The organism is Gimesia sp. (genome assembly GCF_048260065.1).
Taxonomy (GTDB): Bacteria; Planctomycetota; Planctomycetia; order Planctomycetales; family Planctomycetaceae; genus Gimesia.
Genome location: NZ_JBLXHC010000018.1, coordinates 133,054 through 157,906, shown reverse-complemented (window position 1 = coordinate 157,906; position 24,853 = coordinate 133,054). Strand labels below are relative to the sequence as shown.

Here is a 24,853-nt window from a genome sequence, read left to right as displayed (position 1 = left end):
CAAGGTTCAATAAACTATGTTTACCACGCGTTAAAGAATACCACCACCGGCTCGACCTTCTTTCATAGTTTCACCCTCTTTTGTGTATTTGTGGATGAAGTGCGAACCATAACCATCGCCGACATAAAAACCCCCATCGGGAGCAAAGGCAATATTCGTCGGGCTGTAACGCTGCTTCTGATCTTTGTAGTGTTCGGGAGCGGCAGGTCGTCCGATGGTCCAGACAACGTCGCCAGTCAGACTCGTCTTTGCCACGACGCCATGTTTCGTATCGGAGAGATACAAAAACTCGTCGCTCCCTTCTTTGCGCACATCAATCCCGTGTCCGCCCCCATGATATTCTTTGCCGAATGAGCGGACGAATTTACCAGCCGGATCAAAGACCACAATCGCATCCATGGGCGTTTTCGTTTTCGAACGATGCTTGATATAAATCAGCCCCGCAGAATCGACGCAGACGCCATGCGTTTCCCCCCATTGAATATGCTTGGGAACCTCACCCCAGTTATGGATCGCTTCATACTGAAATGCCCCTTCCCCCAGGACAGGCGGTTTGCTTCCTGCTTTGTCTTCCGCACCGAGGATGGCTGGCGCGAAAAAACTGCCGGCGACAGCAGCACTGGCGGTCTTCAAAAAGGAACGGCGGGAATCGATCTGTCGTGAGTTCAAGGTTGAGCGTTGATCCATAAAAACGGGTACCTGGCAACAAAAAGTGCGATAAAATCTGTTGTTTGAACGGTCAGAGAATAGCTTCCTCCTGATCGATCTTAACGCACACATTGGCCCCTGCTCAATTGAGGATGCCAAAAAATAGGGTATTCTGACAATGTTCTCCGTAGATCCCCGCCTCGTTTCACGTACAACTCTCAGAGTCACGTCAATTAAGATGGTCATCCCTGACAAGATGTGGTATGAGAGGCTCACAACGAGAAAGAAACGTTTATCCTGACTGTTACTGACTTTAACTTCATCCATTCCTGCTGATTTCCTCTGAGAAGGAAGGGAATACCATGAATGCCACCCGCACGATTCCTGTTTTGTTCACCATCGTGTCACTGTTTTTGCAGCAGCCCCTGATTGTGGCAGACGATAAATCGACGAGCACATCCGAATTAAAGATTGATTCGGTACTGGTCAGCCTGATCGAAGAAGTGGAAGTCCCTGCGCAGGAAGTCGGCCAGTTGAATTCGATCAAAGTCAAAGAAGGAATGACGGTTGAAAAAGGCGACATACTGGCCCAGATCGAAGATTCCGAAGCGATGCTGCTGTTACAGCAGGCAAAACTCGAATATGAAATGGCGCGACTCAAAGCCGCCAACGACGTCGATCTCCGCTTCGCCCGGAAAGCGCATGAAGTCGCGATTGCAGAACTGCAGCGGGCGGAAGACTCGATCAAAAAATATCCCAAGAGTATTTCCAAGACCGAACTCGATCGTCTGAAGCTCACTGCAGAAAAATCGGAACTGGAAATCGAACAGGCGGACGAAGAACGTAAGACGACACAACTGGAAGCCAGCCTGAAACGCAACGCCGAGCAGATCGCCGCGCTGGCAGTGCAACGGCGAAAAGTCGTCTCACCGATCAATGGCATGGTCGTGCAGATTCAGATTCGCAATGGCGAATGGGTGCGCCCCGGTGATACCGTCCTGCGAATTTTAAGACTCGATCGTCTGCGCGCCGAAGGACTGATTAACGCTTCGCGACTGCAGGAACAGGATCTGATGAATCGCCCGGTCACACTGGTTGTGAATCCCGGCACAAAACAGACCATGGAATTCCAGGGAAGAATTTCGTTCGTCAGTCCCGAAGTCAATCCGGTCAACAACCAGACACGCGTCTGGGCCGAGATCGAAAATCCGGACCTCAAACTGAAACCGGGAATGCGGGCTTCCTTAATCATTAAATAAACTCCGTTCGATTCAGAAAGCGACTCCAGCCACCATGTCGTTCGGTCCTCAAGATTTTTCGAACCAGCCTCTGCGATTGAGAATGCGGGCCGACCTGCATGTGCAACCGCTGCAGTTTGGGGGAAAGAAATACTGGGGCATAAAAGATCCGATTTCCCTCCAGTATTATCAGCTGCGGGATGAAGAATATTTCATTCTGCAGCAACTGGATGGGCGGGCCTCTTTCGATGTGATTCGGAAAAAATACGAACAGCGGTTTCTGCCTCAGAAACTGCAGGCTTCCCATCTGCAGGGCTTCCTGTCGCGGCTGCATCAGTCGGGGCTGATCATCGCCGACGCCTTTGGTCAGGGGGAAATCCTGCTGGACCGTCAGCAGCAGAAACTGCAGCAGGCACGACGCGCACGCTGGATGAACCCGCTGGCAATTCGCTTTCGCGGCATCGACCCGCATCGCCTGTTGAACTGGCTGCAGCCGTGGACCGCGATCTGTTTTACCCCCCTGTTCCTGCTGGCAGTATTTGTGCTGATGGGCGCAGCGGTGACATTGATTTGTACGCATCTGGACGCGGTCATATCTCAACTTCCCGACTTTGCCACCTTTTTTGAAGCACGAAATTTGGTGCTGCTGGGCTGCAGCCTGGCTCTGGTCAAAATCGTGCATGAACTGGGACATGCGCTGGCCTGTAAACAGCTGGGAGGCGAGTGCCGGGAACTGGGAGTGATGCTGTTGGCCTTCATTCCGTGCCTGTACGTAAACGTAAGCGATGCCTGGACTATGCGCGACAAGTGGCATCGGATCATCGTGAGCTCCGCCGGGATCTTTGTAGAACTGATCATCTCGGCGGTCTGTGTGTTTCTCTGGTGGTTTTCCTATCCCGGGCTGTTCCATTCACTCTGCCTGAATATCGTAGTGGTCTGCTCGGTAAATACACTGCTGCTGAATGGGAACCCGCTGCTGCGCTACGACGGCTATTATATTCTGCTTGATCTGGTGGAAGTTCCCAACCTGCGTCAGCGGGCACAGACGATTGTTTCCAATCGACTGCATCACTGGTTTTTCGGACACAAAGCAGAGACGCTGCTCAAGGAACCCAGACGGCTCCGACGTTTTCTGTTTGTGTACGGCATTGCTTCGGTCATTTATCGCTGGTTTATCGTGTTCGCCATTCTGACCGTCTGTTATTATGTTCTGGAACCTTACGGCCTGGAAATCATCGCACAGGTGATGGGAACCGTTGTGTTGATGGGAATGTTAATCGTGCCTGTGAAATCTGCCGCTACTGAAATTCAAACGTATTCCAAAGCGGGCCAGATCCAATGGCGGCGTTTCAGCATTCGTTCCATATGCGTGCTGCTGTTTCTGGCGGGACTGCTCCTGACCCCACTGCCTCACCGGGTGACCGCACCTGCTCTGATTGAGCTCAAAGATGCAAAACATGTTTACATCACTGCACCCGGTTTTCTGCAATCGATTACCACTCCGCAAACCGCGATTGAGCAGGGCGCAGTGATTGCAGAACTTTCCAATGAAAAAATCAGACAGGACATTCTCAAGCTGACCGGGCAGATCAGCGAACAGGAAATTCGCATCGCGACCCTCGAACGCCGCCAGCTGGATGATCCGGAAGCGGCACAGGAACTCCCTACCGCGCAGGAACAACTGCTCGACCTGAAAGATCAGTTACAACAAAAGCAAACCGATCTGCGTCGACTCACTTTGAAAGCCCCTGTCGCAGGCACACTGATTCCGGCACCACGCAAGACAGGAAACCCGGACGAAGCAGACCTGCCCGCCTGGACCGGTTCCCCCTTTGATGCGGATAACCGGAACTGCTATCTGGAACGGGGGACCTGGTTGTGCTCGCTTGGTAATCCCGATCAGCTGCAGGCGCGATTGATTGTCGATCAGGAGCATGTGGAATTTGTCGAACCGGGACAGAGCGTGCGAATCCTGCTGGACGAATTCCCGAATGAAGTCTTAACGGGTACGATCCAGGAAATTGCGGAAATCGATCTGGATGATCTGCATCCCAACCTGATCCATCGGGAAGAACTCACCACCGAAGTTGATTCCACCGGAAAGCAGCAGCTCAGCAGCACTTCCTATCTGGCTCTGGTCACGCTGGCAACTCCGGTCGAACAACCTCTGATTCACTCAACTGGCCAGGCCAAAATCGCTGTGCCACCTGAATCGCTGGGAAAAAAGCTGTATCGCCAGCTCAGAAAGACGATCCGCCTCTTCCAATAAGTGATACTGCATATTTTGCAAACTTCCTGTTTTGACATTCTGGTGAGATAGAGAATCAACGTTTGCAGATTCGGGTAGAATTGTTAAAATTCCGCGACTCAAATACAGCAGATGATCGATTAATATAACGACAACATATTTTTCCAGCAGACGGCGGCAAGGAGGCTTCCCGATGACCGATTCACAAACGAATCCCTCTTCTACTTTAAACATTGTGGTTCTCTCAGGTGGAGAATCGGCTGAATGCGAGATCAGCCTCAAAAGTGGAGAGACGGTCGCGCGGGCTCTGTCTTCGCGCGGGCATCAGGTCAGAATCATTGACCCCTCACTGGTGGACCTGGAAAGTTTTGACTGGACCGGCTGCGACGTTGTCTTCATCGCCTTACATGGTACCTATGGTGAAGACGGCACGATTCAATCGACGCTGGATCGACTGGGCATCCCTTACTCGGGTTGCGACGCCGCGACTTCAAAACTGGCATTCAGCAAATCGGCTTCGAAAGAACGCTTTATCCAGCACAACGTGAATACACCCTCTTATGTGCTGATTCACGAATCAGACGACGCCGGTCGCATCGAACAGCATGCCCGCAGTATGGGCTATCCCCTGGTCGTCAAACCCGATGCGCAGGGCTCCAGCCTGGGGGTGACGATTGTGAAAACTCCCGAAGAACTGCCACAGGCGCTGGCAAGATGTTTCCATTACGATTCGTTCGGCATTCTGGAATCAGCCATCAAAGGGACCGAGTGGACGGTCACGGTCGTTGATGATCAGGTCCTGCCTCTGATTCAGATTCAGACGCCTCACGAATTTTTTGACTACGAAGCCAAGTACATTGAAGATTCGACACAATACCTGTTTGAATTTGATCTGCCAACCAATGTGATTCAGACCATTCTCAAAACCGGGGCCAATGCCTGCACAGCTTTGGGCACAACCGGGATTGTGCGCGTCGATCTGCTGGTCGACCGTTTCCAGCAGCCCTGGGTCCTGGAAGTGAATACGATTCCCGGGTTTACCGATCACAGTCTGGTCCCCAAAGCGGCTGCTAAGGCCGGCATCGATTTTGGTGAACTGTGTGAACAGGCACTGGTCAACTGCCTGAAAAAAGCAACCACCCGCCCGCAAAATTGATAAAGTTTCACCAGTCGGCCTGATTCGCTGAGGAAACCCCTGTTTTTCGGTGTGCGTCGCAACACAGACCGCTTCAATTTGCGATAATTATCATACAGAGACCGTGCGCAGACGCAGCGGGCGGTCTACTGTTCTTCTAGAGTGCATCACATTTAACCATAGCGTCTCTCAATCTCATATACTCGGTCCAAATGGCCCTGGAGACGCTACAGTAAAACTGGATACAGTCTACCCCCGATCTACTGCGGTTCGCAGCCCGATGATTTGTCAAAGGTCCACAATAAACCAGAGCACATGAGTCGAAAAACAAGCAAAAAACGACCTGTTAAAAAGAAGGTCGAAGTGGTCGAAGAAGAAGAGGAAACACTGGAAGAAACGCCTTCCCTGTTGAGCCCTTCGTCATTGATCCGCCTGTTGTTTCGCCCTAAAGTGCTGCTGGTTCTGGCGGCAGTCGTGACCGGCCTGTTCTTCTTTCAGAAAGTGAAAGAACAGATTCCCGACCTGTCCCAGCGCGAAGAATACCAGATTGAAACTAAAGAACTCTCCCTGCAGCCGGCACCCCCGCATTATGTCCCGATCGACATCGTCGACCAGGTCATCAGACGCAGCGAATTACCTGCGCGCGTCTCCCTGCTCGATCAGGGGCTGGTACTAAAGATTGCGGATGCCTTCCAGAAACATCCCTGGGTAGAGAAAGTCATTTCCGTCCGCAAGACAAACACGGTGGAAGTCGAAATTCAGTTTCGCAAGCCGGCAGCGATGGTGGAACTGAAACAGGGACTGTATCCGGTCGACAACGCGGGAGTTCTATTACCGCCTGAAGATTTTTCTGTCTCCGATGCCCGTCGCTTCCCGATCATCACCGGGGTCAGCTCAATCCCGGCCGGCCCCGCGGGCACCTCCTGGGGTGACCTGTCTGTCACGGGCGCGGCCCAGCTGGCAGAAGCATTGGGCCCCCACTGGAAAGAACTGGATATTGTTTCCATTGAAGCACCGCCACGCGTGGCTGCCGACGTCACTCTGGATGATCTGATCTATCGACTGATCACGACCGGCGGTTCGGAAATTGTGTGGGGTCGCTCACCCAAAAGCCAGCGTCGGGGTGAATTACGCGTCGATCAGAAAATCGGTAAGCTGGAAAAATACTATCGGGATTACGGCGGCTTTGACCGCCCGCATGGTCCCTATGAAATCGACATTCGCCACTGGCAGGAAATCTCCCGACGCCCGCTCAAACAGCAGAGCAGTCAACGGACCCTGATGCGTCGCTGAATTTATTTGCCTTTCACGGTGACATCAAAATTCACATCCGATGCGTCCTTGGTCACATCGATCTCCGTTTTATATTCGGTAAATAACATCGGAGGATCGCCGCCCGGGATCGTCGCTTCGGCTGAAGCGTATCCGTTCAACATCGCGATATGCGGGCCCGAAACAGGGCCTTTTTCCGGATCGGTATGCCAGCGACCATTTTCAATCGTACCGACGGCACCTGGCCCCTGATTTCCCTTCGCCGTATCAGGCATCAGGATGACCTGTCCCGCTGGCACTGGTTGACCGTTATGCAGCACCTCCCCTGAAAGCACGAAACGTTCCGGACCTGACGAACTCGCGCCACAGGCAGTCAGCAACAGGCAACTGAATCCCAGACTCAACCAGCAGTACCATTTCGATCTCATAAGTTGATAGTTCAAAATGCATATCCTCCCACAGGCAGGCCGTCTGCAATGATTCCCAGGGTCTGATAAGTGCTCAGATCGATATTTTCACTGATGAAATGTACGGAGCCATCACCCATCAGAAAGTGGGCTCCTCCGATATGGTTGCTGCCAAAATAAGAAGTCGCGACTTCCAGTTTGTAACCGTCTCGATGCGGGACGAACGAAGAACCGTTGATTGGCAAATAAGTGCCCCCCACCTGAGCTGGTGCATCTCCCCAGGAGGTCGTCGCCCAGGTCATCCAGTAGGTTGCTGCTGAACCGCTGCTCGCCCAGAGCGTCTGATAGCGACTCTCTCCGATCATGAAGACGTTCGAAGAACCATCGGTAATATCACGCATGCGGGTACTGGAGTCAGAATAAAAAATCCCATTGAAGAAATACGTGCGGATATTATATGCCCGGCAGGCTTTCCCGATCACAGCCATCGCGGTGTAGTCGCCGCCCCCCTGTACCCCCAGGTAATTGTTATTGGCCAGGGATTCATTCGAATTCGGATCGGACGGACATTCGAAGTTGGCGTTTCGCTGTTCCTGCAGGGTCTCGTTCACCGCGTCCCCGGTTCCATTCTGCAGGTTACGAAACCTCGCGTTGAAATCAAACTTGTTATAGAGTGTGGACTGTTCGATGTAGGGTAAGATCAGAATCGTCCAGGGGGCAGAGCGTGTTCCACCGGTCGTACAGGTTCCCCCCGATGAGCCACGACGGGCCGCGGTTTCGATGTAAGCGGGAGGCAGACGATTGAAGGTATCGTGATAATTGTGGAGTGCCAGCCCCAGCTGCTTCAGCTTGTTTTTGCAGGTGGAACGACGTGCAGCTTCACGGGCCTGCTGGACCGCCGGCAACAGCAGCGCAATGAGAATCGCAATAATGGCAATGACAACTAATAATTCAATCAGCGTGAAGCCACGCTGTTGTCTTCTGTGAGAGCTCATGTAAAAAATCCTGAAGTGAATCTTTACAGAGGTTGACATGAGCCCTGTCACACCATTCCTATTAAGTAAACTATACTAATAGAACATTTGACTAAATCAAGGACATATTTTCAGACTTTTGTATGAAACGTATTTTCTGCTGCAAAGCGGCATTTTCATGCGGAAAGTGGGAATTGCCTTTTTATAATGGAGTCGCGCCAGTCGTCAGGGACTGAAAACCATTTCAGACAGGAGAGTTAAGATGAATCAAGAAGAAGTCGTCCGACATTATCGGGAACAGGGATTTGTGCATCTTCCCGCCTGGTACTCGAGTGAGGAACTGGCTGAAATCAGAACAGCGATTGAACACTATAATCGGGAAATCGTGCCTGGGTTGCCTGAAAGTGACGTCGTCTTCGAAGCGGACGGTAGCGCCATTCGCAACTGCTGGCGAATGCAGACTCATGATCCCTTCTTTACAAAACTCCCTGCAGAAGAACGACTGCAGGCACTGATTGCCGATCTGGTGAATGGCACGCCGACCTGCATGGGAGTCGAAACCTTCAACAAACCGGCTAAGGTAGGATCAGGAGTCCCCCCGCATCAGGACAATGCTTATTTCTGTCAGGAACCGCCGGATGTACTCACCGTCTGGATCGCGATGGATGATGTGACACCGGAGAACGGCCCTGTGCATTATCTGCCCGGTTCTCATACTCAAGGGGTCTCTGAACATGTCCCTTCCGGCGTGAAAGGCAATTCCTTCGGACTGGCGGAAACAGTCGATGAAACGCAGGCGAGTGCGGCCCTGTTAAAGGCGGGTGATATCCTGATCCATCACAGTCAGACAATCCACTTCAGCGCCCCTAATGTCAGCGATTTTCCCCGTCTGGGACTGTTGCTCGTTTTTCGCGGCGAACACACCCGGGAGTCACCGGAAATGAAAGCCGCCTATCAGAAAGCCCGGGCACTGATGGAAGCAGGAGCAAACTGAACATTGAATGGAACTTATGCTTCTGACATTTCTTTCAATGGTTCCGTGTTCTCATCTGAAGCAGGAACTGTCGTCTCATCAACCAGGTAGTTCGTCCGCAGTTTCAGAAACGGTGACTCGATATAGCGGTAGCTTAAATGTGCAATCGGAACCATTATTAAAAAACCGATGATCGAATAAACGAACGCAATATAGAAGTTTGTAACAGGCATCAGGTACCTGCCCAGAATGAAACTCAAAAACCTGTAAGTAAAGAAGTGCAGCAGATAGATTGAATACGAATACACCCCAATCATTGCGATGAAACGGGAAAGAATATTTTGGGAATGCGAGAACGAGTTGTCGTACCAGGCAATCAGTAAACCATATGCCAGTCCCTCCAGAGTCGGGAGATAAACCCAGACCAGATTATTCGATGGATAAGCGGGGTTGTGATAAAATCCTCCCGCAGCATCAAAATACCAGTAGAAGAGTATGAAAGCAGTCAGACCACTCAGCACGAGTATATGACGCCCTTTAATCCAGGAACGAAGCTGGAAGGCAAGCATGCCCAGCAGGAACTGATCAATGTGCCCGATTATTGTGAAGTAAGAATACACTTGAATTCTGCCCACTGTAAGCGAGAGTGCCAATCTGAGAAGCACGGTACAACAGACGATCATTCCCAATGAGTATTTTGACTTCCGGGCAAGAAACAGGAGAAGAGGCAACATCAGGTAAAAATGGAATTCAACCGTAATCGACCATCCCCCGTTCGGCAGTGTTGGAAAGATAATGCCTTCAATCAGGGTTTTGTAATAGCGTGTGAGGCTTTGACCAGAGTTATAAATAGTGACCCCATACAAAACACAGACCACACACAGTAGTGGTGCCAGCCTTAAAAAACGGTTCCACAAAAAAGGAAGATAGCGAATTCGTTTGCCTTCCAGCAGTTTTGCAAACAGATAACCACTAAGTGTCATAAACAGGGAAACGCCTGTGTGACCTTCGTTAATCAGTGAGACTGGATAAAAAGAAGGGACATACTCGAAAGGGATTTTTTCGTGAATGAAATGCCAGGAAAATACCATGAACGCAGCCAGCGCCCGGAGATGATCCAATCCGATAAAATATTTTCCGCTAGATGATTTCATATCTCTGACAACACCGTTGTGAGCAAACGACTACACGAACTTTCTACTGAGCATGCGCCTATATTCCACGACCCTTTTTTAAACAGGGAGCGGAATCACAGGCAAGAAGTAAGTTCCGCAACAGGGCGTTTAAGACGATCTCGAATTAAACGGTTCTCGTTATAGCGATTATTCGTACAGATATCACAAGCGGCGAGAAAACAGACCAATTCGGGAAGAAAACAGGAGCCAGAGAGTCTTTCCCCGAATTTAAAGTGACTTGTGCACCCCGTCCCGCTTGATTTTCCGCGTTTTGACGCTTAGATAAGGTATTCAACAACGCTGTTCCGTTATCTGAGGAAGCGATTGTCCGTTTGTTGACTTCAAAAAAACAGTGCCCTAAAATCGCTATCTTAGCATTGTTTATTAATTCTTTAGAAAGACACAGGGAGAGAATCGAATCGGCGGTCCTGATACAAACAGGTAGCTGATCCACATTTTCGGTTCTTATTTCGCTCGCCAAATAAAACAAAGGGGAATGACAACGATGAGTGACCAGGCTAACGAAAACATTGAAAGTGTGCTTCAGGAAACTCGATCATTTCCGCCGCCAGCCGAGTTTGTGGAACAGGCTAATATTTCGAGCAAAGAACAATACGAAGAACTCTGGAACCGGGCCAAAGATGATCCTGCCGGCTTCTGGGGCGATCTGGCACAGGACCTGGAATGGTCTCAGCCTTACGAGAGTGTCCTCGAAGGCGAAATGCCCGAAACCAAATGGTTCAAAGGGGGCAAGATCAATGCTTCCGTGAACTGCATCGACCGTCACCTGGACAGCTGGCGCAAGAACAAAGCCGCGATTATCTGGGAAGGCGAACCAGGCGACACCCGCGTACTGCGTTACCAGGATCTGTACCGCGAAGTCTGCAAATTTGCAAACTGCCTGAAAAAGCTCGGCGTCGAAACCGGCGACCGCGTCACACTCTATATGCCCATGGTTCCTGAACTCGCGATTGCCATGCTGGCCTGTTCCCGTATTGGCGCCACGCATTCGATCATCTTTGGTGGTTTCAGTGCCGACGCAATCGCAGACCGCAACAACGATGCCCAGGCAAAACTGGTCATCACCGCCGATGGTGGCTGGCGACGCGGTAAAAACATTCCGCTCAAGGAAGCCGTCGATCAGAGCCTGGAAAAATCTCCCAGTGTGGAAAAAGTCGTCGTTTATAGACGCACGGGCTGCGAAGTGGACATGGTCCCCGATCGTGATTACTGGTGGCACGACCTGATGGAAGATGCTTCGCCTGAATGTGATCCCGTCGAGCTCGACAGCGAACACCCGCTGTTCATTCTCTACACCTCCGGAAGTACCGGCAAACCCAAGGGCGTACAACACTCTACCGGCGGTTACCTGCTGGGAGCCAAAATGACCTCCCACTGGGTCTTCGATCTGAAAGAAGACGATACCTACTGGTGTACCGCCGACATCGGCTGGATCACCGGTCACAGCTACATCGTTTACGGCCCGCTGGCCAACGGTGCTACCACCGTGATGTATGAAGGTGCTCCCAACTGGCCCGATGAAGGTCGCTTCTGGGAAATCGTCGAAAAGTACCAGGTCAACATTTTCTATACCGCACCAACGGCGATTCGCGCCTTCATTAAATGGGGCGATGAATGGCCGAACAAATACGATCTGTCCAGCCTGCGTCTGCTGGGAACCGTCGGCGAGCCGATCAATCCGGAAGCCTGGATGTGGTATCACACCGTCATCGGTCAGGAACGCTGCCCGATCGTTGATACCTGGTGGCAGACCGAAACCGGCGGCATCATGATGAGCCCGCTGCCCGGCGTCACTGCTACGAAACCCGGTAGCTGTACGACTCCTCTGCCTGGCGTCGTACCTGACATTGTGACAGCAGAAGGGGAAAGCCTGGGCGACAACCAGGGCGGTCTGCTTGTAATGCGTCAACCCTGGCCTCACATGCTACGCACCCTGTACGGCGACCACGAACGATTCAAAGAAGTCTATTTCAGCACGATCCCCGGTTGTTACCTGGCTGGCGACAGTGCCCGCCGGGATGAAGATGGTTACTACTGGATCATGGGGCGCATCGATGATGTGATCAATGTTTCCGGTCACCGCCTGAGTACCATGGAAGTGGAAAGCGCTCTCGTCTCGCATCCGAAAGTGGCGGAAGCTGCCGTCGTCGGCTTCCCGCACGAACTCAAAGGGGAAGGCATCTGCTGCTTTGTCTCTCTGAAAACAGACGATAGTACGGACGAACTGAAAGAAGAACTGAAACAGCACGTGCGCACCCAGATTGGCGTCGTTGCGACCCCCGATCAGATCCGGTTTGCTGCTGCACTTCCCAAAACCCGCAGTGGTAAAATCATGCGACGTCTGCTGCGAGACATCGCTGCCGGCCGGGAAAGTACCGGCGATACGACCACACTGGAAGACTTCTCAGTGATCGCCAATTTAAGTAAAAGCGAAGACTGATCTTTCAGGTTGCGTCAGTCAGCAACTTGAAACCGTGATCTGTTTTCACGCAAAACACAATTCCGCAGGATGGCCGGACTTCGACCATCCTGCTGTTTCTTTATCGCAGTCGAATTGAGGTATTCTGATGTCCGATGACCAGCTTTCACAACTGTTTGAGCAGGTCCGTCAGGGGGCGCTCTCCGTGGAACAGGCTGTCGAACAGCTCCAGGGTCAGACGTCTCAAAAAACAGGCGCACTCGCTTCCGCGAGCATCGACCTGGATCGCAACTCACGTTGTGGCTATCCCGAAGTCGTCTACTGCGAAGGCAAAACATCTGCTTCCCTGGTGGAAATTTTCACGCTGCTGCTGGAAGCAAAACAACGCTGCCTGGGAACACGCATTTCAGAAGAACAGGCCGAAACCGTACTCAAACAGTTCCCCCAGGCGATCTACAATCAGACCGCCCGCACGATTCGCATCCCTGAAAAAGACGCTGCCTTCGATGAAGAACTGATCTCCGGGAAAATCGCCGTCCTGACTGCAGGCACCAGTGACCGTCCCGTAGCGGAAGAAGCCATCGAAACACTGATCTGGATGGGTTATGAACCGGACTTCATCGTTGATGTCGGGGTCGCCGGTCCACACCGTCTGCACGAACAACTGCCGCGCATTCAGAATGTCTCTGCCATCATTGTTGCTGCCGGCATGGAAGGCGCACTGCCGTCTGTTGTGGGAGGCTGGGTCTCCTGCCCGGTCATCGCGGTTCCCACCAGCGTCGGTTACGGCGCCAGCCTGGGAGGCATGACGGCACTGCTGGGCATGCTCAACAGTTGTGCTGCGAATGTGACTGTGGTTAATATCAATGCTGGCTTCAAAGCCGGTTTTATCGCCGGCCTGATTGCCGACCAGAAACAGACAACTTCCTGATGCGCGCCCCCGACTCAACCCAGAGAGCCCTGCCATGTTGAACTCTTCCCTGCGATATAAGTGCTGTCTCCTCCTCTTCACGGTAATCTGTTTTCATACTCAGGTTGCAACTCTCCCGGCTGCGGACCCGGAAATCGATCCGGAATTTGCCCCGATCGTCCGTGTTGTCGATCTGAATGTCGGCGAGTCCACAACAGTCACACTCAGTAACGGCGAACAGGTACAGGTTAAATTACTCGACCTTAAGGAAACCCGCGATCCCATCCGTAATGCCGTTCGCAGTGCCATCGTAACCGTTGAAGTGGACGGCAAACCGATCAAGCTGGAGTCCGGCATGTACAATCTGCCGCAGACGATTGGCAAAGTGCAGATCGACTGTTCGATTACCAGCGGTTACAACTCGAACGGCACCCCCTCGTTCTGGGGACTCGACAAAGATGCCCGCCTGCGTTTCTGGCCGAAAGATTCTCCCTTGATCAAACCGGGTTCGTTTATCTACCCGGTGGAACAGCGCTGGTTTGCAACCCGTACCTGGTACGACAATGAGCCGGTCGACGGCGGACATGAAATCCTGCCGAAAATTTATTATCACAGCGGTCTCGATATCGGCGGTGCCGAGAAGCTGACGCGCGTCATCGCGGCTACCGATGGAATTGTGGTTTCAGCCGGTGACCAGGTGCTGGATGCCCACAAAAAAGATACACCGGTTGCACCACGGTATGATGTCGTCTATCTCCTCGATACCCGGGGCTGGTATTACCGCTACAGTCATCTGCATCAAATCAACGATCGCATCAAACCGGGACGCATTATCAAACAGGGGGAAGAAATAGGCATCCTCGGAAAAAAAGGAGCCAGCGGCGGCTGGTCGCATCTGCATTTTGAAATCAAAAGCCGCCAACCCTCAGGCAAATGGGGCACGCAGGCAGGCTATCCGTTTATCTGGGAAGCATATCGCAATCAGTACGAGCCCAGACTGGTAGCCAACACCCGCCGCAAACATTTTATCTTACCGAATGAGACGGTGACGCTCCGCGGAGATCAGTCTTACAGCGCAGACGACAGCATCGTAAAGTACGAATGGACCTTCAGTGATGGCTCAACTGCCCGGGGCCCGGTTGTCAAACGCAAATACCCTTCGCCCGGCATCTATAGTGAAGTTCTCAAAGTCACGGACAAAGCAGGCAACGTCGACTACGATTTTGCAGAAGTGCAGGTACTGGACCCCGCGGACCGGGAACATTACGTCCCCCGGATTCATGCGAGTTACTGGCCTTCGCTGCAGAATAAAGTTGGCGAACCGATCACCTTCAAAGTCCGTTCGTTCAACAACACGTTCGGCGAAGAGACCTGGGACTTCGGCGACGGCAGCCCGACCGTCAGTGTCAAATCAGACGGTAACGTGAAGCCGCTCAACGAAGACGGCTACGCGATCACAAAACACACCTATCAGAAACCAGGCGACTACCTGGTGAAGGTCGAACGCAGTCGCGAAGATGGTGTGAAAGCAGAGACACGCCTGCACGTGCGGGTAGAACCGTAATTCGAGATTGCTTTTCAAAGGGAATCGAGTTCTCTGCTGGCATTTGCTCTGCAGCAGTTTTACAATAATTGTGAGCCACTGTTTTCACTTTCATTCTTCCTGATTTCCCTGCCTGGATTCTGCCTGCCATGAAACTGCCACTGCTGACACTCTGCCTGATGCTTGTGACTCTGCTGTCTGTTCAACCAGTCTCTCTGTTTGCAGATCCCGTCCATGCAGACAAACCGGAAGCCTCTGTCGATTTCAAATCGGCCGTCCAGCAGAAACTGGAACCTTTAAAAAAACAGCCGGCGTTGATTCACTCTGCCATCGGTGTCACCCGTAAAGAAACACCGATCCCCTGTGTCTTCTCTGCCGACGATCTGAACTTTCATACGGGCAAAACCCGGATCCTGCTGATTGGGGGACTGGATGGCTCGAAGGACTCCGTGAACGCAGTGATCGAAGCGGTCGAATGGTTTTATTCGGCTGATGTCGCCGCACCACTACGGGAAAAATTTTCGCTGTCCGCGGTTCCCATCGCCAACCCGGATGGCTGGGTATTGAAACAGGGTCCTAAAAATGCTTCGGGAGGAAATCCCACAACAGGCTACCCACCACTGGGAGACTCCTACCTCAGCCCGACCAAACCCGAGTCCGAATACCTGTGGCGCTGGATCGGAATGCATGCCCCGGACCTGGTACTCGATGTCCGCGAAGGCAAACAGTTTGAATGGGTGGTCCCCGTCGACAGCTTGCCTGTCGTCCAGAGACTGGGCAAACTGCTGGCTCCCCAAATCCGCCCGGTGTTCGGGTGGGAACTGATTTCAGCACTCGCTTTCAAATCACCGTCGAACGTAGGCCGCGTGCCCGCTTTAGCAGTCGAACTGGATGCGAGCAGTCCTCGTGCGTTTCTTCCCGAATTGCTGACCGCAATGGAAAAAAGTTCTTTTCAGAGCCCTTCCCCGGCCCGGCTGGAGTTGATGCGACGTCAGCAACGCACTCCGATTCAGGTCGCTACGCAACTGTCAAAAGTGTATGGCAACGACCTGGGACGGCTCTCGTATCTTCCGGTACTCTCCCTGATCAGCCAGATCCGTTTAGGCGAACTGACGGACGACCACAGTCGACTGCCACACGTGGAAAAGATCACGCAGGATTATCTGAAAAAGAATCCGCAGCCACTCGATAACAAAGGGGGCGGATCTGTCATCGCCGGGCATCTGCTGTTTTCCGAACTGACAAAAGCAACCGGTAATCTCGACTATCTGAAATATGCGAAACAGGCGGCTGACCTCGGCTTTGACGAGCAGGGAAACATGAAAGAGTCGATGCCCCATCATGTGGAGATGAGCGATGCGGTTTTCATGTCCTGCCCGATCCTGGCGGCCGTCGGTCGGCTCACCAGGGACCCCAAATACTATGAGATGGCGCTGAAGCACTGGCGGTTCATTCAGAAGATGGATCAGCGACCGGACGGCATCTATCAGAATTCCCCCCTCAGTGAAGCGGCCTGGGGACGCGGAAACGGCTTTCCGGCTCTGGGACTGGCATTAGTCCTGTCAGAACTCCCCTTGAATTCACCACTGCGGAAACAGTTTGTGGAAGGGCATCGAAAACATCTGGAGGCGTTGAGCAAACATCAGGACCCGACCGGTATGTGGCATCAGGTCATTGATCATCCGGAAAGTTATCGCGAGATGACTTCCACCTGTATGATCACATTCTCGATGATTCGTGGCGTGCGCGAAGGCTGGCTGGATGAAAAAATCTATACGCCGATCATTGAACGCGCCTGGAATGGCATCAAAACCCGTGTTGCCTTCGATGGCACACTCGTCGATGTCTGCACGGGAACCGGCAAGCAGAAAGACCTGCGTGGCTATCTGGATCGGACCGCCATTCTCGGCAATGATGCCCGCGGCGGTGCGATGGCGTTCATCGTCTCTAACGAAATGGCACAGTGGCTGAATGAACGCGACAACGCCGCACAGCAGAAACAGAATTAATCCATCGGGGCTTCGTCAAATCCCGGCTCTGTTCTGGAAAAACAGCTTCTGTATCGTGTATGCTGGAAACGACGCTCTTTTCATCATTGAATCATTTTGAGAGGTCCCGCATGCTGCCCCGCATCATCCTGACATTGATCCTGCCTGCCTGTTTTCTGTTTCTGACCGTGACTGCCCGCGAAGCACAGGCGGAGACCACCGGTCTGCAGGCTGGCGCTGCTGCTGTTGATATTACTCCTCCGCTGGGAACGTCGCTGGATGGCGTCATCTCTAAAAATGGATCTGTCACCGGAGTGCACGATCGGATTTATTCACGGGCACTCGTACTCGCTGACGGGAACACACGCATTGCCATCTGTGTGAACGACCTGTGTATGGTCGAGCGGAGTTACTTTGATCGTGCGAAACAGATCGTCTTTGAAAAAATCGGTCTGCCCGTGGATCGCATTCTGATGACCAGCACGCACACGCATGCCGCCCCGCGCGTACCATACGGTCGCGCCAGTGAGAAAGATGACGCTTATTACGAACAGCTGCTTGAACAGATGGCATCTGCGATTATCCAGGCAGAGCAGAACCTCGCACCGGCGCAAATCGCCTGGGGCTCCTTCGATGCCGGCAAGTATGCCGCCTGTCGTCGATTTCTGGCAGAGAAAGGGAGCGTTTCTTTAAACCCGTTCGGAGTCGCCGGCGAACAGATCAAGTCGGTCTCGGGGCGCAGCAACTCTATCATTCAACCCGCGGCTCCCATTGATCCGCAATGCTCCATCCTGTCAGTTCAGCATCGAGACGGAACACCTCTGGCGGTCCTGGGCAACATGAGCATTCACTATTGCGGCGGTTATCAGAAAGGCCAGATCAGTGCCGACTATTTTGGCGCCTATGCCCGACACCTCGCGAAAAAACTGACGACAGAGAAATCACATCCTCCGTTTGTGGGCATGCTTTCCAATGGCACGAGCGGAAACGTAGGTGCGGTGATGAAACAGGACCAGAAGAAATACGCCGCGTTTGAATGGATTGAAGAGTCGGGCAAACAGTTTGCCGAACAGTCACTGAAAGTCATTGATCAGCTGAATTACAAATCGAACCTGAAGATTGAAATGCTGGAGCAGGAGCTTGAGTTGGGAATTCGCCGACCTGATGCCGAACGCCTGAAGTGGGCGCGTGAAATTCTGGAACATCCGCAACAGAAAACCGCGCACAGCTGGTCGAAGATTTATGCCAACGAAGCGGTTGAACTGAGTAAGTATCCTGCGACAGAAAAAATTAAGATCCAGGCAATCCGCATTGGCGATCTGGGAATCGTGGGGCTGCCTTGCGAAGTGTTTACGGAAACCGGACTGGCAATTAAAGATCAGAGTCCGTTCGCTGCCACCTTCTCGATGGAACTGGCGAATGGCTCGAGCGGCTATCTACCGACACCCGAACAGCATGCTTTGGGAGGCTATGAAACCTGGCCGGCTCGCAGCAGTTATCTGGAAATCGACGCGGAAACGAAGATTCGCCAGACTGCCCTCAAACTGCTCAACCAGTTGCATGACTGAATCAGAGATTATCGTTCGAGCCAGCTGCTGAGTGTCACGCTGACTGATTTCGGTTTGCCGTTTCGAATCAGCAGGACTTCCACTGTATCGCCGGCTTCTTTTTTGCCGATGAGATCCACCAGGCTGTTAAAACTATCCACTTTGTGATCGCCGAACTGCACGATACGGTCACCGGACTGGATGCCTGCTTTCGCCGCTGCCAGCCCTTCGCTGACATCACCGACCAGACAACCATCTGTTTCGACGGCGCCTGCCTGCGAAGAGGAGATTCCCAGCATCGCATCGCTGTCGCGTGTCTGGAAACGGGTTGAGGGAAGCGCTTTCATCAAATCATCCATGGCCAGTTCCGGAATCGTATTCCCCTTGATCATGTACAGCGTTTCCAGATTTCTGATCCGTTTGATAAATCGCAGACCGCGTTCGTTCGCACCTGTCGGTTCTGCCGCTTTCTTTTCTTTGCCACCTGTTTCAGTGACTGCTGGTGCTTTTTCATTCCCGGACCACCACTTCTCACCCAGCACAATGTAACGGACCTGACCTGGTTCCCGTGTACTGGCGCCGGGTGTTCTGGCAATGTCTTCGGCTGTCCAGAAAATGACTTTGCCGCCCAGTTTTGTGATTTCGCGGACGGCCCGTTTTTCGCGAATATCGGCGTGACGATCGATGGCTTCTTCCGCACGAATGGCGACGGAAGGATTTCTGGCATGGGCCAGTTGTTCCAGCGCGTCTTCAGCCTGCCCTACTGATTTTTCTTTTCCCTGAATGTAAACCTGCTCGATCACCAGAATCGCACGCACTGCTGCTTCCAGGCTGTCCCCCTGTGTCACTTTCAACAGCGGGGGAATAATCTGCTCGCCGTATTCAGGCAGTTTCTGCGTGGCCTGCTGACGTGTCTGAAAATCATCGCTTTCGAGATCGAGAATGTAGTCGATGGCCTGCTGAGGCAACGGTTGCGCTTCGTCTTTGGCGTACACTTCTGCAGTACAGAAGCAAGATGCCAGCCAGAGTGCAAAACCTGTCAGCAGAATCAAGCGGGTTTTCATCGGGTTTGTACCTCTTCTAAAATCCTGTCGAAACGGAGCGACAAGGTTCTATTTTCGAACAAACCCGGGTCTAAATCAATACGAGACACCACAGGGAACGCGGGAAAGGACGCTATTTTTCCTGTTTTAAAGCAGAAAGCAACAGCCCGGGCCGATCTGTGGTAATCCCGGTGACGCCCATTTCCACCAGTTTTTTCGCATCCGCCACTTCGTTGACCGTCCAGACATACACGGGCAGCCCAGCTTCTTTCGCCTGTTCGACAAATGCTTTGTTGACGAATTTATTATAGCCCAGATCCAGACCATCCAGGTTGGCTTCTTTGGCTTTCTGAATATAGTAATCCGGCTTGTGTTCCCACTTACGGGTAATTTTGTTCTGCTTGACTTTGAAGACCCAGATGACTTCCAGCTCCGGCATGAGCTGCTTGGCCTGCTGCATCGTGTCGTAATCAAAGCCAATGATCACAGTCTGAGCAGCTGTTTTTCCCGAGTCAGCCAGTTCCTGTTTCAGTTGAGGCAGGACTTCAGGTCCACATTTGATCTCAATAAACAGTCGCTTCTCTGCAGGAATCGTTTCCAGAACCTGGGTCAATGTGGGAATCCGCTCTGCTTTGTATTTTGCATTTTTCCAGGCGCCCACATCCAGAGTCTGCAACTCGTCGAAGGTCTGGTCTTTGACTTCCTGATTGCGTCCGCCGATGCGTTTGGTGGTTTTATCATGAAAGGCAATGATCTTCCCGTCTTTAGACAGGTAGATATCAATCTCGACGGCATCCGCGTTTCGTTCCCAGGCCAGATTGACGGAAGCGAGTGTATTTTCCGGTGCATCATAAGAAGCACCACGGTGACCGATGATCTCAACGGCGGAAAGTGAAGACGTGACTGTCATGATCAGAAGACCTGCACCAAAAGAAAGAAACCTCGAAATTCGTCTGCCGGACATTCTACACAATCCTCACTTCAAGTTATCGGTTTTCATAACGAACCACTGATTACGGGAAATCAAATCGTTATTTATATCGAATCATATTAAAGACTTGTAAAGAACTGATGAAATCAGTAATCCACGTCACAGGAACTCCGCAGGAGCTTCTGTTCAGAATATCATATGCGAACTCCACTGGAAATAGTCTGGCCGCTTCCCGGCCATTGCTTGACGACTGGCAGTATCACTTCTAAACTCGCTTTTTGCAAATAGCAGCAACCTGCTGAGCAACAGCAACCGCTCTTTGATCGGTATTCACTGATATTTGCAGGATCGCAAAAGCACATTTCCAAGGAGCCTGGTTGGTGAAAATTCAGGTGAACGGTGAAACCCGCGAGGTTCCGGCTGAATTCACAGTCGCCGATCTGCTGGTGGAACTGGCACTGCAGCCAAAATATCTGGCCGTAGAACGAAATTTAATTTTAATTCCACGCGAAGAACATGCTGCCTGCGCGCTGCAGGAAGGGGATCGCCTGGAAATTGTAACACTGGTAGGCGGTGGGTAATCATTATGGCAACAATCGGCAGCACAGAATCGTCTCTCATTCTGGGAACGCATCATCTGAATTCCCGCCTGATCGTAGGCACGGGAAAGTATTCAACGTATGAACTGATGCAGGAGAGCCTCGAAGTCAGCGGTGCCGATGTGATTACCGTAGCTGTCCGCCGCGAACGCCTGATTGATTCAGACGGTCGTAATATTCTCGACTTCATCGATCTGGATAAATACACCATTCTCCCCAACACCGCCGGCTGTTTCTCTGCCGAAGATGCCGTCCGTGTGGCACGCATGGGCCGCGAAATTCTGCGCGGACTGGAAAACCCGGGAGCCGACTGGGTTAAGATCGAAGTGCTCGGCGATACGAAAACGCTGCTCCCCGATCCGGTCGCCACACTGGAAGCCACGAAGCAGCTGGTCGACGAAGGCTTTTCCGTCCTCTGCTATTCCACCGACGATCCGATTACCGCAAAGCGGCTCAAAGATGCCGGCGCTACCTCAGTAATGCCTGCCGGCAGCCCGATCGGCAGTGGCCAGGGAATTCTGAACCCGAACAACATTCGCATCTGCCTGGAATACCTGAAAGAAGACGACCCCGATTACCCGGTGATCGTCGATGCAGGCGTCGGAACTGCCAGCGATGTGACCATCGCCATGGAACTGGGCTGCGATGGCGTGCTGCTCAACACTGGTATCGCCGGTGCACAAGATCCAGTGCGGATGGCAAGGGCGATGAAACATGGTATCGAAGCGGGGCGCGACGCCTATCTGGCCGGCCGCATCGCGAAGAAACTGTATGCGACCGCTTCCAGTCCGGAAACGGGTGTGATCGCACCTAAGGGTTAACCGATCGCTTTCTGACAACTATTCAGACTTCTTCGGCTTTGACTTCGAAGCAGCAGCGGGCTCGATTTTCCAGGCGGGCTGACGCTTCGCCACGATGACCACGCTGAGCTCGTTCAATCCAGCGATGCCTCCTACTTCACCCTGGACCGAATCGACTTTCCATGAAGCGGTCGCATCGCGCACGCCATCTTCACCTAAAGCCTGATTCAAACGGGCTAAAGCCTGCTTGAGTGCCTCCTCGTACGATCCCTGCTTTGATGTCCCCTTGAATCGTCGCATGTGCGGGCGGGTTTTCGGCTCTCCCTGATTGAAGAGCACCTCTTTCACTCCGTCATCCACGCCATGCACGCGAATCCCCTTGACCCAGAACGGCATGCCTTTCCATGTGTCGGTCGCTTTGACTTCTGAGATCACGGCAATCGCAGGCTGCGTGGGAGCTACCGCTTTCAGATAATAATCCTGAATTCCATCCTGCGGCGGATTGCGATAGCTGACGCGTACCAGTTTCACATCAGTAAATCCGCCACTGGGTACTTCTCCACTCACCGCAACAACTAACTGAGGGGGATTCGTTGTTAGAACCTGGGTTGCTACTTTTTTTATCTTTTTAACGGTCTCCGGTTCCACCTGTGGATCGGAGGCGTAGATGGCATTCAGCCAGCAGTTTGTGAGTATCAATATCAGTAAAGCGCAGGCGCTCTGTTTGAAATCTTTCATAGGACACCTTTTGACAATTAAATCAAACAATCGAACAGTCAGGTTTCAGCAGATGCTGCCTGAACTTCAGAATGGACGTCATTGAAACGTATGGAGTTCCAGAAAATCGTCTCTGGCTGTATTGGTACTCTGACACGCCCCGGATAAGCTCTCTATCTTGCCTCAATCAGCTGCCACTGATCTTCCGCTGAGAAAGGATCGATTAATTGTGCCAGGCCGGCATCAACCAGTTCCTGACCGGAGACGAACTTCCCGGGCCGCGTCCATTGATCCAGCAGACTCTGTTCACAGCCGAACAGCTGTGCCTGCAACCGGTCGAAATCCGACTCCATTATTTTGAAGTGCCGGGCCCATTCGGCTGCTTCTTCAAAGCGGACATCGTCTTCACTCTGCCAGCGGATCGGGTGAAACAGCAACGTGGTATAAGTTGTCACAAAGCGATGTCGGCAGGCTGCAAAGGGAAGAATCGCAGCAGACGAGCATTCGCCCAGCGCGACACCGGCGACATTTAACTTGCGGAGACGAATCAGACTCGCAAGCGTCAGACCGGCATAAACCGAACCGCCGGGTGAATCGAAGAAAATCGTACCGCGGCTGCCGCGTGGCAGCTCCACAATCCGCGACACCAGATCAGATTCTTTATCACCCAGATCCCCGGACAGGGCGATTTCCCACGCCGGTTCTCGATCCTGTGATCCTGATTTTCGCAAACCAGATGATTTCCCGGGATAGGACTTCAAGGGGGACAGAGTTCGCTGCCGTCGTTTCGTATTCATTGTTTTGTAGAGATGTCTTCAGATAAGAGTCAGGCGTTCTATATTCCTCAAGCTACTTAGGATAACAGATCAAAAGGTCATTTCGCAAACTGAGTTCCGGTTCAGTTCCAGAAAAAATCATTGAAATTGCCTGTGCGACTTGGCGCAGCAATGCCGTTCCGCACACAATAACTGACAGTAATTAACTAACCCGTTATGAATCACTGCCTTTTGAGGAATTTTCGCTGTGAAAATCGTGTTAAGTATACTCTGCCTGTTTGTTGGCTTCAGCTCAGTTGCCAGCGCCAAAGATGCCCCCGTTCAAATCACAAAAGCCGGTACGAAAGTGAATGTGACCATCGCGGGAAAACCATTCGCCACATATAACACAGGCGGCGATCTGCCCAAACCGTTTTTCTCCCCTGTACGTGCCGCTGATGGCACCGTCATCACACGCTCCCTGGTCGACCCTGAAGATCACCCGCACCACAAAGGGATCTGGGTGGCCGTCGATGAAGTCAACGAAGTCGACTTCTGGGCAGAAAAAGGCAAGATCAAAAACAGCGAAGTGAAAATCATCAAAGCAGACGGTAATCCCGGTGTGATGCAGGTCACCAATCAGTGGCTCGGCGCAGACGGAAAGCCAATCGTCACCGAAACTACCGTGATTTCAATTTACGCTAACCGGCTCCTGACATACGACATCACCTTCAAAGCAGGTGACAAACCGGTCGTCTTCGAAGACACGAAAGAAGGTCTGTTTGGAATTCGTCTGCCCAACGGCATGCGGGAAAAAGAAGAAGGCAGTGTCGAGAATAACACCGGAATTAAAGGCACCAAAGACAACTGGGGCAAACCTACTGAATGGATCGACTACTACGGTCCTCTCCACGGCAAACTGTATGGCGTGGCGTTGATGGACTCTCCCCAGAACTACAAAAAGTCACGCTACCACGTCCGTAACTACGGCCTGTTTACCATCAGCCCCTTCGGCGATCACTCTTACACAAACAAGAAATCGCCAAACGATCCCAAGCACCTCAAAGCAGGGGAAACGTTCAACCTGAAGTACGGTCTGTATATACATGAAGGCGATACAGCACAGGGAAAAGTCGCTCAGGCCTATCAGCAGTTCCTGAAAGTGACTGGTCCCAAGTCAGCAGACAAAAAGCAGACTGCCAAACCACAGACCAAAGCGAAAAAGGTCTCGGCGGCTCCCAAAAAACCAGCGGCTCCTGCAAAGAAAGTCGCTGCAGCTCCACAAAAAGAAAAGACTGCTCCGGTAGAACCGATTCCTGCTACCGAAGCGGTTTCCAATCCGGACTGCAACTGCTGCCCGGCTCCCGTGCAGCGACGTCGTGGGCTGTTTCGACTGCGTCGCAATCGCTAACAGCGCACACAAGTCCACCTCATAGCCAGCCAGATCCAGCTTCGGTCTGAATAATCGGAGATTCCGTTAAAAGATCACAGTCTGTGTCTGGCTATGCGC

The 24,853-nt window shown here is 52.3% G+C and carries 21 protein-coding genes; 13 read left to right on the top strand and 8 right to left on the bottom strand.

The features are described 5' to 3' along the window. Positions 1–30: 30 nt before the first annotated feature. A complete protein-coding gene (locus ACN0YN_RS26260; protein WP_417387997.1) occupies positions 31–687 on the bottom strand; it encodes a hypothetical protein in 657 nt (218 codons plus the stop codon). 323 nt (positions 688–1,010) lie between these two features. Between ACN0YN_RS26260 and ACN0YN_RS26255 the strand changes: the two genes are divergently transcribed. The 4 genes from ACN0YN_RS26255 (at position 1,011) to ACN0YN_RS26240 (ending at position 6,562) form a co-directional block, all read left to right on the top strand. Further along, positions 1,011–1,907 carry an efflux RND transporter periplasmic adaptor subunit gene (locus tag ACN0YN_RS26255; protein WP_417387996.1) on the top strand — a complete coding sequence of 299 codons (897 nt, stop codon included), beginning with the start codon at positions 1,011–1,013 and terminating at the stop codon, positions 1,905–1,907. A gap of 34 nt (positions 1,908–1,941) precedes the next feature. Further along, complete coding sequence (locus ACN0YN_RS26250) at positions 1,942–4,155, top strand: site-2 protease family protein (protein ID WP_417387995.1); 2,214 nt, start codon at positions 1,942–1,944, stop codon at positions 4,153–4,155. 172 nt (positions 4,156–4,327) lie between these two features. Beyond that, on the top strand, positions 4,328–5,290 hold the full coding sequence (locus tag ACN0YN_RS26245) for a D-alanine--D-alanine ligase (protein WP_417387994.1): 963 nt from the start codon (positions 4,328–4,330) through the stop codon (positions 5,288–5,290). Between the two features lie 294 nt (positions 5,291–5,584). Then, positions 5,585–6,562, top strand: a complete 978-nt coding sequence (locus ACN0YN_RS26240) for a cell division protein FtsQ/DivIB (protein ID WP_417387993.1) — start codon at positions 5,585–5,587, stop codon at positions 6,560–6,562. Positions 6,563–6,564: 2 nt separating this feature from the next. Here ACN0YN_RS26240 and ACN0YN_RS26235 read toward each other — a convergent pair whose 3' ends face one another. Continuing rightward, the gene (locus tag ACN0YN_RS26235) at positions 6,565–6,984 is read right to left on the bottom strand and encodes a hypothetical protein (RefSeq protein WP_417387992.1); all 420 of its coding nucleotides are present in this window, start codon (positions 6,982–6,984) and stop codon (positions 6,565–6,567) included. Then, the gene (locus ACN0YN_RS26230) at positions 6,981–7,943 is read right to left on the bottom strand and encodes a DUF1559 domain-containing protein (protein WP_417387991.1); all 963 of its coding nucleotides are present in this window, start codon (positions 7,941–7,943) and stop codon (positions 6,981–6,983) included. Before ACN0YN_RS26230 ends, ACN0YN_RS26235 begins: the two co-directional genes overlap by 4 nt. Positions 7,944–8,184: 241 nt before the next feature. Between ACN0YN_RS26230 and ACN0YN_RS26225 the strand changes: the two genes are divergently transcribed. Next, complete coding sequence (locus ACN0YN_RS26225; protein ID WP_417387990.1) at positions 8,185–8,916, top strand: phytanoyl-CoA dioxygenase family protein; 732 nt, start codon at positions 8,185–8,187, stop codon at positions 8,914–8,916. 14 nt (positions 8,917–8,930) lie between these two features. Here the strand turns inward: ACN0YN_RS26225 and ACN0YN_RS26220 are convergent, their stop codons facing one another. Then, positions 8,931–10,049, bottom strand: coding sequence for an acyltransferase family protein (locus ACN0YN_RS26220; protein ID WP_417387989.1), 1,119 nt, complete (start codon positions 10,047–10,049; stop codon positions 8,931–8,933). Between the two features lie 526 nt (positions 10,050–10,575). Between ACN0YN_RS26220 and acs the strand changes: the two genes are divergently transcribed. The 5 genes from acs (at position 10,576) to ACN0YN_RS26195 (ending at position 18,519) form a co-directional block, all read left to right on the top strand. Then, positions 10,576–12,531: an acetate--CoA ligase gene (gene acs, locus ACN0YN_RS26215; protein WP_417387988.1), complete on the top strand. Its 1,956-nt coding sequence runs from the start codon at positions 10,576–10,578 to the stop codon at positions 12,529–12,531. A gap of 127 nt (positions 12,532–12,658) precedes the next feature. Then, positions 12,659–13,441, top strand: coding sequence for a nickel pincer cofactor biosynthesis protein LarB (gene larB / locus ACN0YN_RS26210; protein WP_417387987.1), 783 nt, complete (start codon positions 12,659–12,661; stop codon positions 13,439–13,441). 34 nt (positions 13,442–13,475) lie between these two features. Continuing rightward, entirely contained in the window at positions 13,476–14,984 is a 1,509-nt protein-coding gene (locus tag ACN0YN_RS26205; RefSeq protein ID WP_417387986.1) for a PKD domain-containing protein, read from the top strand. Positions 14,985–15,112: 128 nt separating this feature from the next. Then, on the top strand, positions 15,113–16,972 hold the full coding sequence (locus ACN0YN_RS26200; protein ID WP_417387985.1) for a glycoside hydrolase family 88 protein: 1,860 nt from the start codon (positions 15,113–15,115) through the stop codon (positions 16,970–16,972). Positions 16,973–17,082: 110 nt separating this feature from the next. Beyond that, positions 17,083–18,519 carry a neutral/alkaline non-lysosomal ceramidase N-terminal domain-containing protein gene (locus ACN0YN_RS26195; protein ID WP_417387984.1) on the top strand — a complete coding sequence of 479 codons (1,437 nt, stop codon included), beginning with the start codon at positions 17,083–17,085 and terminating at the stop codon, positions 18,517–18,519. An 8-nt stretch (positions 18,520–18,527) separates the two neighbouring features. Here the strand turns inward: ACN0YN_RS26195 and ACN0YN_RS26190 are convergent, their stop codons facing one another. Together ACN0YN_RS26190 and ACN0YN_RS26185 are read right to left on the bottom strand one after the other, a co-directional pair. Beyond that, positions 18,528–19,562 carry a PDZ domain-containing protein gene (locus ACN0YN_RS26190; protein WP_417387983.1) on the bottom strand — a complete coding sequence of 345 codons (1,035 nt, stop codon included), beginning with the start codon at positions 19,560–19,562 and terminating at the stop codon, positions 18,528–18,530. A gap of 112 nt (positions 19,563–19,674) precedes the next feature. Next, positions 19,675–20,451, bottom strand: coding sequence for a glycerophosphodiester phosphodiesterase (locus ACN0YN_RS26185; RefSeq protein WP_417387982.1), 777 nt, complete (start codon positions 20,449–20,451; stop codon positions 19,675–19,677). Positions 20,452–20,852: 401 nt separating this feature from the next. Between ACN0YN_RS26185 and thiS the strand changes: the two genes are divergently transcribed. Then, on the top strand, positions 20,853–21,053 hold the full coding sequence (gene thiS, locus ACN0YN_RS26180) for a sulfur carrier protein ThiS (protein ID WP_145223693.1): 201 nt from the start codon (positions 20,853–20,855) through the stop codon (positions 21,051–21,053). Between the two features lie 5 nt (positions 21,054–21,058). Further along, the gene (locus ACN0YN_RS26175; protein WP_417387981.1) at positions 21,059–21,892 is read left to right on the top strand and encodes a thiazole synthase; all 834 of its coding nucleotides are present in this window, start codon (positions 21,059–21,061) and stop codon (positions 21,890–21,892) included. Between the two features lie 18 nt (positions 21,893–21,910). Here ACN0YN_RS26175 and ACN0YN_RS26170 read toward each other — a convergent pair whose 3' ends face one another. Together ACN0YN_RS26170 and ACN0YN_RS26165 are read right to left on the bottom strand one after the other, a co-directional pair. Further along, entirely contained in the window at positions 21,911–22,609 is a 699-nt protein-coding gene (locus ACN0YN_RS26170) for a hypothetical protein (RefSeq protein ID WP_417387980.1), read from the bottom strand. 152 nt (positions 22,610–22,761) lie between these two features. Next, positions 22,762–23,385 carry a ClpP family protease gene (locus tag ACN0YN_RS26165; RefSeq protein WP_417387979.1) on the bottom strand — a complete coding sequence of 208 codons (624 nt, stop codon included), beginning with the start codon at positions 23,383–23,385 and terminating at the stop codon, positions 22,762–22,764. 226 nt (positions 23,386–23,611) lie between these two features. Here ACN0YN_RS26165 and ACN0YN_RS26160 point away from each other — a divergent pair, with 226 nt between their 5' ends. After that, entirely contained in the window at positions 23,612–24,754 is a 1,143-nt protein-coding gene (locus ACN0YN_RS26160; RefSeq protein WP_417387978.1) for a PmoA family protein, read from the top strand. Positions 24,755–24,853 lie beyond the last annotated feature (99 nt).

What these genes read in the sequence shown, in the direction of transcription:
- ACN0YN_RS26250 (WP_417387995.1), top strand. Translation starts at nt 1,942, where the DNA reads ATGTCGTTCGGTCCTCAAGATTTTTCGAACCAGCCTCTGCGATTGAGA.
- ACN0YN_RS26255 (WP_417387996.1), top strand. Translation starts at nt 1,011, where the DNA reads ATGAATGCCACCCGCACGATTCCTGTTTTGTTCACCATCGTGTCACTG.
- ACN0YN_RS26165 (WP_417387979.1), bottom strand. Translation starts at nt 23,385, where the DNA reads ATGAATACGAAACGACGGCAGCGAACTCTGTCCCCCTTGAAGTCCTAT.
- acs (WP_417387988.1), top strand. Translation starts at nt 10,576, where the DNA reads ATGAGTGACCAGGCTAACGAAAACATTGAAAGTGTGCTTCAGGAAACT.
- ACN0YN_RS26190 (WP_417387983.1), bottom strand. Translation starts at nt 19,562, where the DNA reads ATGAAAACCCGCTTGATTCTGCTGACAGGTTTTGCACTCTGGCTGGCA.
- ACN0YN_RS26225 (WP_417387990.1), top strand. Translation starts at nt 8,185, where the DNA reads ATGAATCAAGAAGAAGTCGTCCGACATTATCGGGAACAGGGATTTGTG.
- ACN0YN_RS26185 (WP_417387982.1), bottom strand. Translation starts at nt 20,451, where the DNA reads ATGACAGTCACGTCTTCACTTTCCGCCGTTGAGATCATCGGTCACCGT.
- ACN0YN_RS26240 (WP_417387993.1), top strand. Translation starts at nt 5,585, where the DNA reads ATGAGTCGAAAAACAAGCAAAAAACGACCTGTTAAAAAGAAGGTCGAA.
- ACN0YN_RS26245 (WP_417387994.1), top strand. Translation starts at nt 4,328, where the DNA reads ATGACCGATTCACAAACGAATCCCTCTTCTACTTTAAACATTGTGGTT.
- ACN0YN_RS26220 (WP_417387989.1), bottom strand. Translation starts at nt 10,049, where the DNA reads ATGAAATCATCTAGCGGAAAATATTTTATCGGATTGGATCATCTCCGG.
- ACN0YN_RS26195 (WP_417387984.1), top strand. Translation starts at nt 17,083, where the DNA reads ATGCTGCCCCGCATCATCCTGACATTGATCCTGCCTGCCTGTTTTCTG.
- ACN0YN_RS26205 (WP_417387986.1), top strand. Translation starts at nt 13,476, where the DNA reads ATGTTGAACTCTTCCCTGCGATATAAGTGCTGTCTCCTCCTCTTCACG.
- ACN0YN_RS26260 (WP_417387997.1), bottom strand. Translation starts at nt 687, where the DNA reads ATGGATCAACGCTCAACCTTGAACTCACGACAGATCGATTCCCGCCGT.
- ACN0YN_RS26170 (WP_417387980.1), bottom strand. Translation starts at nt 22,609, where the DNA reads ATGAAAGATTTCAAACAGAGCGCCTGCGCTTTACTGATATTGATACTC.
- ACN0YN_RS26175 (WP_417387981.1), top strand. Translation starts at nt 21,059, where the DNA reads ATGGCAACAATCGGCAGCACAGAATCGTCTCTCATTCTGGGAACGCAT.
- ACN0YN_RS26230 (WP_417387991.1), bottom strand. Translation starts at nt 7,943, where the DNA reads ATGAGCTCTCACAGAAGACAACAGCGTGGCTTCACGCTGATTGAATTA.
- ACN0YN_RS26200 (WP_417387985.1), top strand. Translation starts at nt 15,113, where the DNA reads ATGAAACTGCCACTGCTGACACTCTGCCTGATGCTTGTGACTCTGCTG.
- larB (WP_417387987.1), top strand. Translation starts at nt 12,659, where the DNA reads ATGTCCGATGACCAGCTTTCACAACTGTTTGAGCAGGTCCGTCAGGGG.